The organism is Streptomyces sp. NPDC005752 (genome assembly GCF_040630715.1).
In the GTDB taxonomy this organism is placed as follows: Bacteria; Actinomycetota; Actinomycetes; order Streptomycetales; family Streptomycetaceae; genus Streptomyces.
Window position 1 is genome coordinate 124,299 of the sequence record NZ_JBEXYB010000015.1, and the last position, 18,574, is coordinate 142,872.

Annotated in this window: 9 protein-coding genes and 1 pseudogene; 4 read left to right on the top strand and 6 right to left on the bottom strand. The window is 69.8% G+C overall.

Features of this window, described 5'->3' with window-relative positions; translation table 11 throughout:
- Positions 1–869 precede the first annotated feature (869 nt).
- Positions 870–2,159, bottom strand: coding sequence for a condensation domain-containing protein (locus ABZ441_RS15315; RefSeq protein ID WP_358973169.1), 1,290 nt, complete (start codon positions 2,157–2,159; stop codon positions 870–872).
- Entirely contained in the window at positions 2,156–3,298 is a 1,143-nt protein-coding gene (locus ABZ441_RS15320; RefSeq protein ID WP_358973172.1) for an acyl-CoA dehydrogenase family protein, read from the bottom strand. Before ABZ441_RS15320 ends, ABZ441_RS15315 begins: the two co-directional genes overlap by 4 nt.
- A 1,676-nt stretch (positions 3,299–4,974) precedes the next feature.
- Here ABZ441_RS15320 and ABZ441_RS15325 point away from each other — a divergent pair.
- The 4 genes and pseudogenes from ABZ441_RS15325 to ABZ441_RS15340 form a co-directional block, all read left to right on the top strand.
- The gene (locus ABZ441_RS15325) at positions 4,975–6,759 is read left to right on the top strand and encodes an ABC transporter ATP-binding protein (protein WP_358973175.1); all 1,785 of its coding nucleotides are present in this window, start codon (positions 4,975–4,977) and stop codon (positions 6,757–6,759) included.
- Positions 6,756–8,516 carry an ABC transporter ATP-binding protein gene (locus tag ABZ441_RS15330; RefSeq protein ID WP_358973177.1) on the top strand — a complete coding sequence of 587 codons (1,761 nt, stop codon included), beginning with the start codon at positions 6,756–6,758 and terminating at the stop codon, positions 8,514–8,516. The genes ABZ441_RS15325 and ABZ441_RS15330 overlap by 4 nt, the downstream gene beginning before the upstream one ends.
- Before the next feature lie 159 nt (positions 8,517–8,675).
- Entirely contained in the window at positions 8,676–9,818 is a 1,143-nt protein-coding gene (locus tag ABZ441_RS15335; RefSeq protein ID WP_358973180.1) for a pyridoxal-phosphate dependent enzyme, read from the top strand.
- Positions 9,819–10,225: 407 nt separating this feature from the next.
- Positions 10,226–13,615: pseudogene (locus tag ABZ441_RS15340) on the top strand (amino acid adenylation domain-containing protein); the annotation flags it as partial.
- Positions 13,616–13,744: 129 nt separating this feature from the next.
- Here ABZ441_RS15340 and ABZ441_RS15345 read toward each other — a convergent pair.
- From ABZ441_RS15345 to ABZ441_RS15360, 4 genes are all read right to left on the bottom strand, one after another.
- Positions 13,745–14,311, bottom strand: coding sequence for a cysteine dioxygenase family protein (locus tag ABZ441_RS15345; RefSeq protein WP_358973183.1), 567 nt, complete (start codon positions 14,309–14,311; stop codon positions 13,745–13,747).
- A gap of 58 nt (positions 14,312–14,369) precedes the next feature.
- Positions 14,370–17,006, bottom strand: coding sequence for a condensation domain-containing protein (locus ABZ441_RS15350; RefSeq protein WP_358973187.1), 2,637 nt, complete (start codon positions 17,004–17,006; stop codon positions 14,370–14,372).
- A gap of 2 nt (positions 17,007–17,008) precedes the next feature.
- A complete protein-coding gene (locus tag ABZ441_RS15355; protein ID WP_358973190.1) occupies positions 17,009–18,217 on the bottom strand; it encodes a hypothetical protein in 1,209 nt (402 codons plus the stop codon).
- Positions 18,218–18,295: 78 nt separating this feature from the next.
- On the bottom strand, positions 18,296–18,541 hold the full coding sequence (locus ABZ441_RS15360; protein ID WP_205023780.1) for an acyl carrier protein: 246 nt from the start codon (positions 18,539–18,541) through the stop codon (positions 18,296–18,298).
- Between the last annotated feature and the right edge of the window lie 33 nt (positions 18,542–18,574).

Below are 18,574 nucleotides of genomic sequence, written 5' to 3' on the forward strand. Positions count from 1 at the left end.
ACGGACTCATCTCAGCACCTGCAGGGCTGGTGGTTCAACTCGAACCCGGTCTTGTGTACCAATGGCCCATAACAACTCCGGCGTGCGATGCCACAGCAGAGCCAACGGACCAACCTCACGCGCCAGTGCGTTCGCGGCAGGACGAGGACGGACACGAGGCTCCACGACCTCCGCCTGATCACCGCGCTCCATGACTCCAGCACGTAGCCTCCGAACCCAGCACGTAGCCACGGAGGCATGGACCGGGTCTTGAGGTTTCGGCCGCCCCCGGCCCCGTACGGAGCGAGCCCGAGCGTGCGGACACGCGATGCGCCCGGGGATCGGCGTGTCCGCTCCCGATCCCGTGCCGCACGGCGAATACCTCGCCCCCTTTTCCTTCAGCCGAAGGCCACCGGGCGGGGTCGTCGACCACGAATCGGCCGGGGAATGGTCGAGAAGCGGTCGCGAATCAGCCGCGCCCGGCTCCGGACCGAATGCGGTGACGTCGAGCGCACGAGGTTCCGCCTTTCGCCGGCCGAGAGGGGCGGGGTACACCCCTCGGGCGCCGCACCAGGGCTTCCGCGACGCCGCGCCGCAAGCCACCCTGACCCGCCAACAGCGCCGTACGCCAACTCCGTTCGGCCCCCCGGCCGCTGCCCGTGACCGCATTCGGTGTGCACCGTGCGCGACGCCCGGGCCTTTCTCGCACCTCGGCGAGAACCGTCTTCCCTCTCCGACCGCCTGTGGCTATAGTCACCGCATATGGGGAGGTGTGAATTATGAAGAAGAGGCGTCGCGGAATCTGCGCAGGTTTCTGAAACCGGCCCACCCCGGCTACGAGAAGACGAATTGCGGGGGGAGAGGAATTTCCCCCCGCATTTCGCGATCGCTCAGACAGACCTCCACGGATTGTCCAGCGACACCTCACCCAGGGAGCTTCCGGAGCCCTTGGCGATATTGATCAGACCGGCCTCGATCGAAGCCGCGAGGACGGCCGGGAGATCTCCTCCGAGATAGTCGCGACTCGCGCCCACGCCGATGAGGATCCCCTTCCCGGTGGCCACCGCGAGGTGGAAGTTCGGCCCTGATCGCTGGGTGGACGCGCGCCACTGGATCCCGGTGTGCAGGACCGATCCGGCCTCGGGCTCGGCGTCCACGTCGCCGAGGAAGTTGAAGTGCTTGGCGAAGGCGGTGGGGTCCGAATCCCGCTGACCCGCTTGCTGAAGGCTCGTCCGCAGGGCGTCGACGTCGTAGCAGCCGTGCATGTAGGCCGTCAGGCACTGGAGGTAGCCGGCCCGTAGGTATTCCAGCGGGTCGGCCTGCTCGTCGACGGTGATGGTCACCGGGGCGAACTGGTTGAGCGAGCTGACCAGCGGCACCCACCGGGCAGTGAGGCGATTGGCGGCCATCAGCGCGAGGGTCACCTGCTCGGTCTGCTTGAGCCGGGCCAGCGCGAGCGCGCCGACGCCGAGCACCACCGACTGGACCGAGATCTTCAACCGTTCGGAGAGCTCCCGCGTGGCGGCCAGCGCCTCCAGGCTGTACAGCGACGCCCTGCGGCGCTCACTGCCGTCCTCCGGGTCCCGGTCCGCGGGGACGAGTTGGCCCCATGCCTCGGTCCAGTGCTGGACGCTCCGCGAAGCCGGTTCCTCCTGTTGCGCCCGCGCCATCTCAAGCGGTTGCACCACCGGCCCGGTCGCCCCGCCTTCCAGGAGCCGGCCGAGCTGCTCCTCCAGCACGCGCAACGCGCCGTTGTCGGCGGCCACATGATGGATCACGGTGGCCAGGTGGAGCGCTTCACCCTGGTGGGTCGTGACGAACGCACGCCACGGAAGCTCGGACTCGATGTCGATCGGTTCGGCCGCGGACTCGGCGGCCAGCCGAAGAGCCGCCGCGAAACTGTCCTCGGCCAGCTCCACCGCCGCCACCTTGGACGGACGGTGCGGGTGGACCGTCTGGGTCGGTACGGGGCCGCTGAGGTCATAGGTGGTCCGCAGCGACTCGTGCGCCTCCACCAACTGGAGCCAGGCGTCCATCACCTGGGCCGCCCCGACGCCGAACGGCACCTCCCAGACGCTGACCAGGTTGGCGACCGACCGGTGGTCGGGCCCGTGTGTCTCCAGCGAGCGCAGCACCGACAGCTGACCGTAGGTCACCACTCCCGTCCGGAGATCGCTCACAGCTGGGCCGCCCGGACGGCGAACTGACCGAGCATGGTCTGCTGGATCTGCGTGGTGCCCTCGATGATCTCCATCACCTTGGCGTCCCGGTGGTGCCGCTGTACGGACGCCTCCGCGCCGATGCCCTGGGCTCCGTGGATCTGCACCGCGTCGGCGGCCACTTTGACGGCGACGGTCGAGGCCCGGTACTTCGCGAGCAGGGTGTGGTTGACCGCCTCCATCTCACCCTGCTCCTTGCTCACTCCGGCGTGGTGGCAGAGCAGCCGGGCCGTGATGGTGTCGGTGAGCATGTCGGCCAGCAGTTGCTGGACCAGTTGATGGTTACTGATCTCGGTGCCGTACTGGGCGCGACGGGAGGCGTACTCCGTCGAGGCCTCCAGGCAGGCCTGGGAGAGACCGACCGAGCCCCAGGCGGTGCTGTAGCGGCCGAGATCCAGCGCACTGGACGCGACGAAGGTGAGCCCGAGGCCGGGGCGGCCGATCAGGTTCGCGGCCGGGATGCGGCAGTCGTCCAAGGTGATTCGGCCGAGCATCGACCCCCGCAGGCCGAGCAGCCCTTCGATCGGCTCCACCGACAGACCGGGAGTGTCCCGCTCCACCAGGAAGGCGGTGTGCTGCCCGTCGAGCTTGGCGAAGACCAGGAAGAGATCCGCGATCTGGGCGAAGCTGATCCACTTCTTCGTGCCGCGAAGGACGATCTCGGTGCCGTCAGCCGTCGCCGTGGTCTCGACGGCGGCGGCGTCACTGCCCACGTCCGGTTCGGTCAGGGCGAAGGCGGCAAGAGTCCGGCCTGAGGTGATCCGGGGCAGCCACTGCTCCTTCTGTTCCTTGGTACCCCACTTGTGGATCGAGTGGGCGACCATGTCGTCCACGGCCACGAAGTTCCGGATCGACTGGCAGCCCCGGCCCAACTCCTCGGTGAGCAGCCCGTATTCGATCCAGTCCATGCCGAGACCGCCGAACTCCTCGGGAATGAGCGCGCCGAGGTGGCCCTGCTCCGCCAGGTCTTCGACGACCTCCCGGGAGATCGCCTGCTCGCGGTCGAAGCGGTCCGCATGCGGGACCAGGGCACGATCGGCGAAGGCGCGGAACTCGCCGTGGCGCTCGGCCTGCCGCGGGGAGAGGTGACTGAGTATCAACGGAATCCTTGCGAAGGTAGGGGCTCCGGTGGGAGCGGCGGCATCCGACGGGGTAGAGCTCAGCTGACGGTGGCAGCACCGGCGGGTGCCTGCCCGGCGCCGGTGAACCGCTCACCGTTCGTCATCGGTGGTTCCCGTCTGGCGGGACTGCTCCTTCACCCGCAACCGGGGAAGCCGATGGCCGCTCCGAGGTGTGGGGCCGGACGACGGGTGGTCCGCCCGCCTGCGCGGGTGTCGAGGAAGTGCCTCGGATCGTCCGGAAAGGAAGTCCGGGCAGGCCGGTTCGGACCGGGCGGCGGCACGCTCGGTGACGTTCTCCGGGTTCGGCTCCGAATCGAATACCCCCGGGCACCGGGGACGTCCGAGCCTGAAATCCGGGTCGGATTCCCGTCCGCACCCGAGGCGGGCCGGGCTGCGCTCGGGCGGTGATTCGGTTTTGGCCTGGTGGTTGACGACCGGCATTCTGCGCTTCCCCACAAAGGTTCCCGGCCGATGAACCGAATGACCCGAATTCACGCCGGAGTCACGAAGCCGGTGCACCGGCATGCGATCGAGTTGAGAATATATGGACCGTCCGGTGCCTCGTCAATGACGCCGGACGATCATCCTGTCCGCCGGGGGCGGAACATGACTTGATGTCCGATTCCTCGTCGTCCGTCGTGCGGGCCGGCGAGATTCCGGCCGGTCGGCGGGCTCTGCAGCGGGAAGGCGGCGGATTGGGGCACAAGTGGCCGGGGGTAGGAGCCCCACCCGAGCGCCCTGCCCGGCCGCTCCACCGATCGGCGTGACGCCCGCACCGGCCGGACCGCCCGTGGTGCGGGCACGGGAAGGTGTGCCGGTGGTGGGAGCGAACCCATTCCGCGCCCCGCTCTCCGCGCCGTCACGGGCGGGAGACGCAGCGAGTTCCTCCGTCCACGGCGAAGCGGCGTTCGCGCACGCACCCACCGACGACGCTGCTGCTGCTTATGACCGCACGGGCCGCCTTTGTCTTTCCGGAGTGCCTGCGGATTTCCGGTGGGCTGGAGTGTCAGGACCACAGCACCCAACTGCCAACCGAGTATGATTCAGGCCATATTAATGGAATCCAGTCACGGATTCGCCTCTGCCGACCGGACCCCCGACCCACCGGCATCGGGCATACGGACCAAGGTGCAAACTATGGCCCGAGGGGCAGTTGGCATACACATGCGCCTCCCACGACAGAATTTCATGAATGGTTCATTCTCGGCGCGTGAGGTTGAAATGAGGACAACATGGACGAGTGTCTCCGGCCGGACGGCCGAGGCGCGTACCCCCCACGGTCGGGCACCGTTTCTCCCTCGCCATGACTGTCGGGCACCGGACGCACCGTCACCGCCGCTGTCCGACCGGCAGACATTGACAAGCCGCCTACGCACTAAGAACATGGGCCCCACGTTGGAGCACTGCGACCTCACGCCATACGACCCTCATCGGTTGTGTGGCGTATTCCCGTTGACGGCGCGTGGCGGACCGCGGCGAATCGGTCGCCCGCGGGAGCCCTGTGGATATCTGCCTCCCCTCTCCGGCGGTGGCCCCGCGGCAGATCTCCCCCGCGCGACCCGCCCCCGCAGGCCGGTCGACCGCCTCCAGGCCCCGGCAGTCCGCTGCTCCCGTCAGCCGGGCCTGTCCCCCAACCTCATGCAAGGACGGCCGAGATGATCCACGGACGAGACCTGCCCGAAGGCGCGCGCCGGGTCCCCTACGAGGATCCGGGCCTGCCGGATCACCGGAGTCCGCTCCGGTACCTCTGGTGGCTGACGACCAGTCAACGCAAGCGCGTACTTCTCGGCACGACGTGGGGAACCACGTGGATGTCCGCGCTCATGGTTCCGCCGTACCTGATGTCGAAGACGATCGACGACGGGCTCAGGGCCCGGGACACCCAGGCGCTGCTCCTCTGGATCGGCGCTCTGCTCGTCACGGGGGCCGTGGTAGCGGTCCTCGGCATCCTGCGGCACCGCACCATGACGCTCATCCGTGTCGACGCGGCCTACCGCACGGTGCAGGTCGTCACACGCCACGTCACACGCCTGGGATCGACGCTGCCCCGCCAGGTGTCCGCGGGTGAACTCGCGCACCTTCAGGCCGGTGACATCAGCAGGATCGCCCAGACACTGACCATCACGGGCCCCGGCGTGGGCGCGGCCATCGCGTACGTCGCGACCGCGGTGCTCCTGTTCCAGATCTCCGCCGTTCTCGCCCTGGTGATCCTTCTCGGCGTCCCGGCGGTGGCGCTCACGGTCGGCCCCTTGCTGGGGAGGCTGCACGGCGCCGAGAACAGCTACCGGGAGGACCAGGGAGCCCTGACCGCTCTCGCCGGCGACATGGTGACCGGCCTGAGCGTCCTCAACGGGATCGGCGGCAAGCGCATGTTCGCCGGGCGGTACCGGGAACGCTCCCAGGCCCTCGTGCCTCTCGGATACCGCGTCGCCGCCATCACCAGCTGGGTCCAGGCACTCACGGCCTGCCTTCCCATGGTCTTCCTCGCCGTGGTGACGTGGATCAGTGCGCGTATGGCGGCCAGCGGGGCCATCACCGTGGGTGAACTGGTCGCGGTCTACGGCTACGTTGCCGCTCTGCTCGGGCCCGTCTCGTTCCTCATCGAGGGAGCGGACGACCTGCCGCGCGGGCTCGTCTCCGCACGGAGGGTGATCGACATCCTGTCGCTCGCCCCGGCTCCGGAGGAGCAGCGGACCCGGCAGGACCCGCCGGTCGCCCCCGGCCGGCTGCACGACCCCGCGTCGGGCCTGGTGGTCGCGCCGGGAAGGGTGACGGCCCTGGTCGGCGCCCGCCCCGACGAGCCGCGCGCCGTGGTGGACCGGTTGGCCGGGTACACCGACTCCGACGTCACCTGGGGCGAGACCAAGCTGTCCGAATGGGACCGCACCGCTCTCAGGCGGCACATCCTGCTCGCCGACAACGACGCCTACATGTTCGCGGGACCACTGCGTTCCGTCGTCTCCGGAAGCACCGAACACTCCAGCGAGGACATCGTGCGGGCGCTGCACGCCGCCGCCGCGGAGGACATCGTCGACACGCTGCCCGACGGGCTCGACAGCCAACTGGAGAATCAGGCGCGCAACGTCTCGGGGGGCCAGCGTCAGCGCCTGCAGCTGTCCCGGGCACTGCTGGCGGACCCCGCGGTGCTCCTGCTCGTGGAACCGACGTCCGCACTGGACGCGCACACGGAGGCGACCGTCGCCGGCTGGGTGGCACAGCACCGACAGGAGCGGACGACCCTCGTCGTCAGCACCTCGCCGCTCGTGCTCGGCCAGGCCGACGAAGTCGCCTATTTGGTGGACGGGAAGGTGCGGGCTACCGGCACGCACGGCGAACTTCTCGCAGATCAGCCCGGATACGCGGCACTGGTGTTCCGCGGCAGCACCGAAAGCCCCGACGGAGCCGCCGTGGAGCAGCTTGTGGAAGGACAGTCCCGATGAGCCGATCCGACGAGACGCCCCGCCTGCCGATCGCCGACGGCAGGACGGCGCGCCGGGCCGCGTTTCAGCTGTTGAAGGACGACCCCCGTGCCGTCTTCGGGATGCTGCTGCTGACGTCGCTCGCCGCACTCGCCGGCGCGGCCGGCCCCTGGCTGCTCGGCCGCATCATCACCAGGTTCGAGGCCGGTGATCTGTCCGTCTCCCAGGTCGACGGGCTGGCCGCCGCCGTGCTGGGCTTCGCAGCGGCCCAGCTGGTGCTGACGCGCTATGCCCGCGGCCTCTCGCACCGCTTCGGCGAGCGCGCCCTCGCCCGGCTCCGCGAGGAGGTCGTCGACCGCGCCCTCGCGCTGCCGGGGCGGCTCGCGGACGAGGTGGGCACCGGCGACCTGGTCACCCGCTCCACGCTGGACGTCGCAACGGTCTCGGCCACGCTGCGCAACGCGGCCCCGGACATCTTCATCGCAGGCGTCCAGGTCGTGTTCATCTTCGCCGCGGTCTTCGTCCTGGACCCCCTGCTCGGGCTGTGCTCCATGGTGGGGCTGCCGCTCGTCTGGGTGGTGAGCCGTTGGTACCTGGCGCGTTCCCGCGACGCCTACCTCGCCGAGGGAGCGGCCGCCGGTGAGGTCTCCGAGATCCTCAACTCCACCGCGCACGGCGCCCGCACCGTCGAGGCCTACGGACTGCAGACACTGCAGAACCGCTCCCTCGACCAGGCAGTCGACACCACGTACCGCGCCAGCACCCGCACCCTGGCACTGCGGACGGTGCTGTTCCCGGTCACCGAGTTCGCGCACGCCCTGCCCATGGCACTCGTCCTGCTCGTGGGCGGACTCGCCTACCTCGACGGGTCGATCGCCCTGGGTACCGTGGTGGCGGGCAGCCTCTACATGTGGCAACTGGTCGACCCGCTCAACCAGATGCTGATCTGGGTCGAACAACTGCAGCGTAGCGGTGCCTCGTTCGCGCGCATCAAGGGCGTCGGACTGGTGTCGCACACACCGGACGCCCCGGTACCGCCACCTGCGGACGACCTCATCGAGGTCCAGGGCGTGCGGTACTCCTACCTCCCCGGCCACGAGGTCCTCACAGACGTCGAACTGCAGGTCCGACCCGGTGAACGGCTGGCGGTGGTGGGCCGCTCGGGCGCGGGCAAGTCCACCCTCGGCAAACTGCTGTCCGGCGTGGACACCCCGGACACGGGATCCATCCTGGTCGGCGGTGTCCCCGTCGCCGACCTCGCCGCGGCGGGCGAACTGGGGAACCGCATCGTCCTCATCACGCAGCAGCACCACGTGTTCATGGGCACCCTTCGCGACAACATGATGATGGCGGCACCCGAGGCCGACGACGAGGCCATCCTCGCGGCACTGGCCCTGATGGAGGCGGACTGGGCCGCCGAGCTGCCCGAGGGTCTGGACACCATGCTGGGCTCGGGCGGAGTCGACCTCAAGGCCGCTCAGGCTCAGCAGCTCACCCTGGCCAGGGTGCACCTGGCTGATCCACACACCCTGATCCTGGACGAGGCCACCTCACTGCTCGACCCGACGACGGCCCGGCAGGCGGAGCGTGCGGTGGCCGCGGTCCGGTCGGACCGCACCGTCATCGCCATCGCGCACCGGCTCCAGACCGCACACGACGCCGATCGTGTCGCCGTGATGGAGTCCGGCCGCATCGTCGAGCTGGGCACACACGAGGAGCTGGTCGGCGCGGGCGGAGCGTACGCGGCACTGTGGCGGTCGTGGAACGGCGAGAGCTGAGCCTCCGATCATCCGTACGCCCCCGGGGAGCCCTCTCCCCGGGGGCGCACTCGTTTTCGCTCCCGCCCCCCTGCTCGCCGCTCCGCCCCTGCTCCTCCCCATCCGAGAACGACGTGAAGGAAATCAGCCGTGTACACCTCCGCCCCGAAGGAGCGCAGCATGCGCGCGAAGTTCGTACTGGTCTGCATGCTCTGCCAGAGCGAGTTCGACGCGGCGCCGATGTACCGATGTCCCGAGTGCACCGGAGCACTGGAACCTCGATACGACCTGGCCTCCATGGTCCGCCATGACCACGCCGACCCGGAACAGGTCTATTTCGACCTGCTCCCGTTGGCCTCACGGGACTTCCTCGACAGCGGTGTGACCGTGCGGACCCCGTGCCGTCCCGCGCCGCGCCTCGGCGAAGCCATCGGTGTCCCCGGGCTGTGGATCAAGGACGAGTCCCAACAGCCGACCCGCACCACGAAGGACCGGCTGGCCTCGCTGGTGACCTCCGTGCTGCGCCAGTTCGGAGTGAAGGAGTTCGTCGGCTCCAGCACGGGGAACAGCTCGACCGCTCTGGCCCGGGCGGTGCGCATGGACCCCACGATGCGGGCACGGTTCTTCTGCGGCAAGGACTTCGTCGCCAACCACGACATCCCGGACCACAGCCGGACCGCCCTCACCGTGGTCGACGGCAGTTATGTGGACGCCTCCGCCGAGGCCCGTGCGTACGCGGCGCGGGAAGGCATCCACTTCGACGCCGGCTTCTTCAACTGGGCCCGCAGGGAGGGTCTCAAACTCGCCTACCTCGAGGCCTTCGACGCCATGGACCGCGCTCCGGACGTCGTCGTGCAGGCGATCAGCAGCGGCATGGGCATGCTTGCCGCCCACAAAGGTGCGCGGGAGTACCTGGCCCTGGGCGAGCTCTCCGGCATGCCGGCGTTCCTGATGGTCCAGGAGGAGTCCTGCGCCCCCGCCGCACGAGGCTGGCAGGAGGGCCGCACGGAGCTGTCGGACGCCCACCTGATCGAGGACCCTCGCGGTCTGGCGACCGCGATCCTCCTCGGTGACGGCTCGCCCTACTATCCCTACCTGCACTCCATCGCCGCCGGCACCGGCGGCGCCATCGTCTCCACGGCGCGGGCGGACCTCGTCACGGCCCGCCGCATGCTGAGCGACCTCGAGGACGTCGACGTCTGCTACGCGTCGGCCGCTGCCGTCGCCGCCGTACGCGACGGGGCCGCTTCGGGACGGATCGGCCCGGACGAGACCGTCCTCGTCAATCTGACGGGGCGCAGCCGGATGATCGACGGCCTCTAGTCCTCCGCGCCGGGAGTTCGGTGGAGCTGCGGCCCTGCGCCATCGCTGGTGAGGGACGGCCGGCGGCCGTGCTGACGTCGACCGATGAGGAACGCGAGACGCTGGTCCGCCGGTCACGGCGGGCCGGGGCCACGCGAGCGCCGGCGCGGCGCGGCCGGATCGCCCTCGACCCCGGGCCCCGGTGCGGCTGCCCCAGGCACGGGGAGCGGCGGCGCACGCGGGAACGGCTTTCCGGCCCGTGCCGGGCGGACCCACCCACGCAACGGCGTGGAAGGCCGACGGCCACACCACCACACACGAGGGGCGTGCCGGGCCCCGCCGGAGCCCGGCACGGTCCCATGGACAGTCCGACAACAAGGGGAAGTGACGTCATGAGCGACACACCAGCTCACGACATGGCGGCAGAGACCCTGCCGGATCTGTTCGCGGCCCAGGTGGCCCGCACGCCCGACGCCGTCGCGCTGGTGTCCGGCGACGACTCCATGACCTACGCCGAGCTGGACGCCAGGGCGCACCGGATGGCACGGTCGCTGGTGGCCAAGGGTGCGGGACCCGGGGCGGTCGTGGCGGTCTCGGCGCCGCGCTCCGTGGAACTGCTGGTCGCCCTGTACGCCGTGCACAGGGCGGGGGCCGCCTACCTGCCCGTCGACCCGCTGCTGCCCGCGGAGCGGGTACGGATGATGGCCGAGGACGCCCGGCCGTTGCTGACCGTCGGCGTCGAGGACGTCCGACGGCTGTCGGAGAGGGACGGGCTCGCGGCCGCGGAGTGCGAACTCCGCTCCCCCCACCCGTCGGACCTCGCCTACGTCATCTACACCTCGGGATCCACCGGCCGGCCCAAGGGCGTGGCCGTCTCCCACGAGGCCATCGTCAACCGGCTGCGCTGGATGCAGGCCGAGTACCCCCTGGACCACGACGACCGCGTCCTGCAGAAGACACCCGCCGGATTCGACGTGTCCGTGTGGGAGTTCTTCTGGCCGTTGTGCGTCGGCGCGCGCCTTGTTCTGGCCGAGCCGGACGGACACCGTGACCCTGCCTCTCTCGCCGGGTTGATCCAGTCGCAGGGCATCACGACCGTGCACTTCGTGCCGTCCATGCTGCGGCTCTTCGTGGAGGAGCCCGCCGCGGCCGGGTGCACCTCGCTGCGCCGGGTGTTCGCGAGCGGCGAGGCACTCTCGGGTGAGCTGCGGTCGCGGTTCTTCCGCGTCCTGGATGCCGAACTGCACAATCTCTACGGGCCCACCGAGGCCGCGGTGGACGTGTCCTTCTGGCGCTGTCGCCCCGGCGACCCGCCCGGCCCGGTCCCCATCGGCGCCCCGGTCCTGAACACCGTGCTGCACGTCCTGGACGCGGATCTTCGCCGGGTCGCACCCGGGGAGACGGGCGAGCTCTACATATCGGGCCTCCAGCTCGCCCGGGGCTACGTCAACCGGCCGGGGACGACCGCGGAGCGCTTCGTCCCCGACCCGTACGGTCCCGACGGCAGCCGGATGTACCGCACCGGCGATCTCGCCCGGTGGGACGCCGACGGGGTCCTGCACTACGCCGGCCGTGACGACCACCAGGTCAAGGTGGGCGGCGTACGCATCGAACTGGGCGAGGTCGAGGCGGCGTTGGTCCGTCACGACGCGGTCGCCGAAGCGGTGGTGACCGCGGTGCCCGACGAGACCGGCGAGACGCGCCTGACCGGTTACCTCGTACCGGATTGCGACGGCGCAGGCGCCCTGCGGAACCTGTGCCGTCTCGAGAAGGCCGGTCTTGTCGACCGGGAGGAACTGCACACGCTGCCCAACGGGATGGCGGTCGTGGGACCCAACCGGGCGGAGACGGACTTCCTGTACCGCGAGATCTTCGAGCAGGACGAGTATCTGCGGCACGGGGTCGTGCTGCCGGAGAGCGGGGCCTGTGTCTTCGACGTCGGCGCCCACATCGGGTTCTTCTCCCTCTCCGTCGCCCGTTCCTGCCCCGACAGCGTGGTCTACTCGTTCGAGCCGATACCGCAGTTGTTCCGGATGCTGGAGCTGAACACCCGGCTGCACGGGGTCGACGCCAGGCTGTTCGCGTGCGGCCTCGCCGAGGCGTCGGGGACGGCGTCGTTCACGTACTACCCGCAACTCTCGATCATGTCCGGGCGGTTCGGTGACATCGGCGAGGAACGCCATGTCCTGGACGCCTTCGTCCGCAACGAGCGCCCGGCGCACGAGGATCTCCTTCGAGGCGGTCCGGCAGAGGCGGATCTCGACAGTCTGCTCACCGAACGGCTGCGGCACGTCGATGTGACCTGCGATCTGCGCACGCTGTCGGACGTGATCGAGGAGACCGGCGTCGAACGCATCGATCTGCTCAAGATCGACGCGGAGAAGAGTGAACGAGAGGTCCTGCTCGGACTCCGCGACGAGCACTGGGGCCTGGTCAGCCAGCTGGTGATCGAGGTGCACAGCACGTCGGGGCAACTCGAATGGATACGCACCCACTTGGAGGAGCGGGGGTACCGGGTCACCGTCGACGGACTGCGGATGCTCTCGGACACCGGCCTGGTCACCGTCCACGCGTTTCGCGACGGTCCGGCACAGCTGCCCGCGCCCGCCCGGGGGGCGAGCGTCGTACCGGCGTACCGCACTCCGGGCTGGTCCGCCCCCGACCTGTACATCGAGGACGTGCGGCGGGAGGCGGAACTCCGGCTGCCCGCCCAGATGGTGCCCGACCACTTCGTGATCGTCGACGAGCTGCCTCTGACGGCCAACGGCAAGATCGACCGCACGGCGCTGCCGGCGCCCCGGGTCCGGCCCGCCAGGATGCCGGTCGCCCCGCGCGACGCTGCCGAGGAACTGCTCTGCGCGTTGTTCGCCGATGTGCTCGGCGTACCCGGCACGGGAGTCCACGACGACTTCTTCCGGATGGGAGGCAACTCGTTCGACGCCATCCGCCTGGTGGCCCGGATCCGCGAGGCGCTGGGTACCGCCCTGAGCGTACGGAGCCTGTTCGAGGCCCCGACCGTGGCCGCCTTCGCGGAGCTGCTGGCCCGCGGCGCCGGCGGAGATCCGCTCTCGGGCATCCTGCCGCTTCGCACCGGAGGCGCCCTGCCTCCGTTGTTCTGCGTGTACCCGGCGGCCGGGGTCGGATGGGTCTACTCGGGGCTGCTGCGGTTCACCGAGAGCGCCCGGCCGGTGTACTCCCTCCAGGACAGCGGGCTGACGGGAGCCGACCCCGCCGCGGACGTCGAGGAGTTGGCGGACAGCTGTGTCCGCAGGATCCGGGCCGTCCAGCCCGCCGGCCCCTATCACCTGCTCGGCTGGTCGTTCGGCGGCCTCCTGGCGCAGGCGATCGCTACGCGGCTCCAGGCTGCCGGTGAGGCGGTGGCCCTGCTGGCGCTGCTCGACTCGTATCCCCTGCATCACCGCCCCGAGCCCGTCCTGAGCTCGGCTTCCGGACTGCGTGAGCTGCTCGAGTCCCTGGGCGGCGACGATGCGGCGCCGGGAGCGGACGACGGTGTCCTCGCGGGCCTGGAGCGGGAGCAGGTCGACGCCATGGCAAGGGCGTTCAGGAGCAACGTCGGCCTTGCCCACGCCTTCCGCCCGACGGTGTACGACGGCGATCTCCTGCTCTGGACCGCCACGGAAAGCAAAGGCGAGGGGGCGCCCGCGCCGGACGACTGGGCCCCGTACGTCACCGGACGGATCAGGACGCAGCAACTGGAATGCGGCCACGGGGAGATGATGTCGCCACAGGCACTCGACCGGATCGGGCCACGGCTCGCCGCTCTCCTCTCCGGTGGCCCGTGGCCCGGCGACCGCTGAGGACCGAGCGGTCCGGGAAACGGCTGAAAGACCAAAAGAGGGGCCCCGAGGTCATCGCGATGGCGATGACCTCGGGGCCCCTCTTCCGTCGTCCCTGCTCCGGCCTCCCGCACCGGCACAACCGCGGCCTCAGATGACTTCTTCGGCCGACCTCACCGGGAGGTCGTAGGTGCGCCGGATGCTCGAGCCGAGCCTGCCCACGTCGGCTCCGTACACGTGAATGGACACGGTGGTGCACCCGGCCGAGTTCCGGACTTCGTGGATGTCGCCGGGCGGGGCGATGAAGTCGACCGCTTCGGCCTTGTTCGTCGTGACGGCGACGGGGACGAGACAAGGCTTCTCCTGGTCCTCCACGAACCGGTAGCGGATCTCCTCCTCCGCTCCGACATAGGTGCCCGTCACGCACCAGGAGACATGGTCGTGTATGGCTGTCCGCTGGCCGGGCAGCCACACGAGCGCGACGACCGAAAAAATTCCGCCGGGCTCCACATGCAGGATGCGTTGCTTGTACGAGCGCGGATCCGGCTCCAGTTGCTCCGGCGTCAGGAGGCCTTCGCCCCGGAGGTGGGGCGCGACGGCTGCTGCGACGCGCCGTCCGCTGTGCTCCTCGTCGGCTCCTCCCGCCCGTACCGCCGCGCGGATGTCGGCGACGAGATGTGCCAGTGGCGACGACGGGGTCTTGAGATGTTCACTCACGCGGATCGTCCTTTCCGGCTGTCCTCACCGACCTGGCGCCCCTGTCGGAGGCGTCCGTTCACACCCCGAGGCCCTGCAGCGTGCGCAGCGCGTCGAGCAGACCCGTGCGGTCGTCGTCACTCCGTCGCATGGTCGTCACGACCGTGGCGCCGGTGGCGGAGTCGTCGACGCTCTGCTGGAGTGCGGGGGCGAGGACGGGATGGGCGCTGATCTCGACCAGGACGTCGTTCTCCCGCAGAAGGCGGCTGACTGCGTCGGCGAGGAGAACCGGGTGGCGGAGGTTGCCGGCGAAGTAGCCTGCGGTCGCCTGCTGCCAGTCGAGCTCCTCGCCCGTCACCGAGGACACCATCGGGATGCGGCCGGGCTTGGGGGTCAGGGTGCCGACGGCGCGTTCGAGGTCGGCCATGATCGGGTCGATGGCCGCGCTGTGGGCGGGCAGGTCGACGCGGACCATCGCGCACAGGACGTCGCGGCCCTGGAGTTCGGAGACGATGGCCTCGAGGACGGAGCGCTCCCCGGCCAGGATGGTGGTCCTGGGTCCGTTGCGGGCCGCGATGGAGACACCTTCGCGAAGGTGCGGTGTGAGATCGGCCGCGGACAGCTCGAACGCGGCCATGCCGCAGGTGGGGCCCGCGACCCGGCGCTGCTGGTCGCTGTAGTGGTGGACGAGCCGGGCCGCGTCAGGGATGTCGAGTATGCCCGCGATGACGCAGGCGGCGATCTCGCCGATGCTGTGGCCCGCGACGGCGGACGGCAGGACGCCCTTCGACTCCAGCCAGCGGGCGATGCCCACCTGCACGGCGAAGGTGATGGGCTGCATGACCCCGACGTCCCCCGTCCTGGCCTCCGGTTCGTCGAGGAAGAGCTCGTGCACCAGCGACCAGCCAGTGTGCCGGGCCAGTTCCCTGTCGCACTCCTCGAGGACGGTGCGGAACGCGGGTTCGGCCCGGAACAGCGTCCGCCCCATGCCGACCCACTGCTGGCCGTAGGGGGAACAGACGAAAGCGGCCCGCAGCGCGCTCTCGGTGGAGGGCGCCGACTCGGCGGGCCGGCTCCGGTCCGGTTCGTGGAGGGGCGCCCTGTCGAGTTCACTCAGCCGCAGGTGCGGAGCGGTCGCGACCACGTTCAGCAGGTCGGCGAAATCCTGCGTCAGCCGCTCGGCGTCCGCGGGCGTGAACAGGTCGAGGGCGTAGGTGAGGCCGGCGTCGATACCGGCCGGCGTGCGACGGTCGGCGAAGCGCTCGAACAGCTCGAAGCGCAGGTCGAAGCGTGTGATTCCCTCGTCCACAGGCTCGGCGCCCACGGCGAGACCGGGCATGTCGAGTTCGGCGACCGCGTTGTTCTGGAATGCGAGCATCACCTGGATCAGCGGGTGCCAGGCGGGGGAACGAGGGGGATTGAGCGCCTGCACAAGGTGGTCGAACGGCACGTCCTGGTGGGCGAAGGCCGCCAGGTCCGTGCTGCGGACCCGGGACAGCAGCTCTCGGAAAGTGGGATCGCTGTCGGTCCTGGTCCGTAGTACCAGGGTGTTGACGAAGAATCCGACGAGATCGTCGAGTGCCTCGTCGCCGCGCCCCGCGGTGGGGATGCCGATGGCGATGTCGGTGCCGGCCCCCCGCCGGGTGAGCAGGGCCGCGAGGGCCGCCTGTACGACCATGAACACACTGGTGCCGGTCTCCCGCGCCAACTGCTGCAGCGCCTGGTGGGTCGACGGCGGAATCCGGGTGGCGATCCGGGCGCCCCGGTGGGAGGGGGTGTCCGGCCGGGGGGCGGCCGCGTCGATCTGCAACCGGTCGCTCAACCCCTCCAGCTCCGCGCGCCAGAACGCCGTCTCCCGGTTGAGGAGGCTGTTCGGGTCGTCCTCGTCGCCCAGGAGTTCGTTCTGCCAGAGCGTGTAGTCGACGTACTGGAGGGGGAGTTCCTCCCAGTCCGGCTGCTCACCGCGGCGACGTGCGGAGTACGCGCACGCCAGATCCCGGTTGAGTGGCGCCAGTGACCATCCGTCGCACGCAATGTGGTGGATCGTCAGCAACAGCACGTGCTCGTCGGTGCCCAGCCGGAACAGGTGGCAGCGCAGCACCGTCTCACCGGTGAGGTCGAAGGGATAGGCGGCCTCCTCGCTCAGGGCCTCCGGCAGCTCCGCGTCCGTGAGCTCGGTGACCGGCAGTTCGACCGGGGCCTCGTCCGGGTCCAGAACGATCTGCTGGGGCTGTCCGTCCCAGTCCGGATAGGCCGTGCGCAGGCTCTCGTGCCGGGTCACCAGGTCGTCGAGGGCACGCCGCAGGGCGGGGACGTCGAGCTCGCCGCGCAGCCGGTAGGCGATGGGCATGTTGTAGTGCCCCGCCGCGCCGTGCAGCCGGTTCAGGAACCACAGCCGGCGCTGGGTCTGCGAGAGCGGGATCTGCTCCGGGCTGCCGAACCGGCGCAGGGCCGGACGCCTGTTGCCGGAGCCGCTCTCCAGTCGCTCGGCGAGCTGGGCGACGGTCGGGGCCTCGAAGACCGTACGCATCGGGACGTCGATCCCCAGGGCAGCCCGGACCCGGATGGCGAGGCGGGTGGCCAGCAGGGAGTGGCCGCCCAGCGTGAAGAAGGAGTCGTCGATGGTGACCCGGTCCACTCCGAGGACCTGGGCGAACACGGCGCAGAGGATTTCCTCCCGCTGGTTGCGCGGGTCGCGGCCCTTGCTCTCGTCCATCGTCAACTCCCGACGACGGCCGAGCGCACCTGGGCCGGCCAGTCGGAGCTGTCCAGGCCGTACTGACAGAGGAAGGCGTAGACGAGTCGCTCCAGACCGAAGCCGACGCAGCCACTGCGGACCGGGCCGTTCGCGCCGTGTTCGATGTCGAAGGCCTTGCCGAACAGGTCGTCGTGGAAGTTGAAGGAACCGACGGCGATCGTCCGCTCCGGCGCGACGTCCAGCCGCAGCTCGTACTTGAGCTCCATCAGCCGCTGCGACCAGATGCGCTCCGAGGTGTCCGTGCCGCAGAAGAAGGGATCGTTCCCCACCTCGCAGAAGCCGCTCATACCGAGCGTCTCGACGAAGGCGAAGACCTTGCGCATGAAGCGTTCGCGGGAGTTCAGCACGTCTTCCCGGGCGCCCATGAAGACGATCTCCCGGATGGTGAAGTCCCAGAGGCGCTCCAGCGTCGTGGAGTACGCCGCCTCGAAGCGGAACGACTTGCCGCGCGAGGTGACGACGTGCAGTCTGTCCGCCTCCAGCGTCCGTCCGCCGTACTGCTGGAACGTGTGGTAGCACATCGTCGGCGGCAGGCAGTAGTCGACGTTCCCGCAGGAGCCGAGCGCATCGGAGTCCAGGCCGTTGACGGCGTAGGAGTCCTGGAAGTCGCGGTAGACGTCCAGGTCGTTGCGCAGTCTGGTGACGAACATCAGGTGCTGCGGGAAGGACTTCATGTATCCGGCCGTTTCCAGTGCCCTGGTCCGGATCAGTGTCGGGTACCGGTACTCCCGGGCGTCGAAGTCCTCGGCGAGCAATGCGCAGACGGCCTCGTCGAAGTACGTGAAGAGGGAGAGCAGCGGCTCTCCGAGAGCCACCTGGCCCTCGCCCACCTCGGTCACCGCGCCGGACTCCGCGAGGAGGTCGAACATGTCGTCGCCCTGCGGTGCGCGCCGGTGCGGCGAGGTCCAGACCGACCTGGCAGGGGTCACCCGCTGCCTGCGGACGTCGTTGTCCACCATGTAGTCGACCTTGGCGGTCAGGGCGGCGTGATCGAGCGGCTCGGGCGAGTACAGGACCATGCCGTGCACCTCCTGGTCCTTCACGACCAGTTCGTACCCGGTGATCTCGGGCGACACGAAGTAGAGGCGGCGCTCGATCTCGGGGGCCAGCGCCTCGGGGACCGGACTCTGCAGCTCGATCCGGGTCAGGGCGTCGTTCGGGTGCTTCATGGTGATCGCTTCCTCGCCGGTGGGGAGAACGGGCCCGGCGCGCGGCGGCTCGATGCCGTCGCACGCCGGGAGAGGTGCCTAGACCGCTGCCTTGGAGGTGACCAGGCGGACAAGACCGTCGACGGTACGGAAGTTGTCGAAGTCCATGTCGTCCGGCCCGAGGCTCAACCCGAACTCCTTCTCCAGGAACAGCACGAGCTGCATCGCGAAGAGGGAGTTGACGTAGCCGAGGGCGAATATGTCGTCGCTGTCGGCCAGGGGCCGGCCCGCCAGCTGCGGGGTGAGGAATGCGCGGACCCGTGCGCGGGCGTCTTCGTGCGTCATTCTGGTGTTTCTCCTTCGTGGTTTCCGTGGTGC

Excerpts from the sequence above, each read along its gene's own strand:
- ABZ441_RS15330 (WP_358973177.1), top strand. The coding sequence starts at position 6,756 with ATGAGCCGATCCGACGAGACGCCCCGCCTGCCGATCGCCGACGGCAGG.
- ABZ441_RS15350 (WP_358973187.1), bottom strand. The coding sequence starts at position 17,006 with ATGGACGAGAGCAAGGGCCGCGACCCGCGCAACCAGCGGGAGGAAATC.
- ABZ441_RS15360 (WP_205023780.1), bottom strand. The coding sequence starts at position 18,541 with ATGACGCACGAAGACGCCCGCGCACGGGTCCGCGCATTCCTCACCCCG.
- ABZ441_RS15325 (WP_358973175.1), top strand. The coding sequence starts at position 4,975 with ATGATCCACGGACGAGACCTGCCCGAAGGCGCGCGCCGGGTCCCCTAC.
- ABZ441_RS15335 (WP_358973180.1), top strand. The coding sequence starts at position 8,676 with ATGCGCGCGAAGTTCGTACTGGTCTGCATGCTCTGCCAGAGCGAGTTC.
- ABZ441_RS15355 (WP_358973190.1), bottom strand. The coding sequence starts at position 18,217 with ATGAAGCACCCGAACGACGCCCTGACCCGGATCGAGCTGCAGAGTCCG.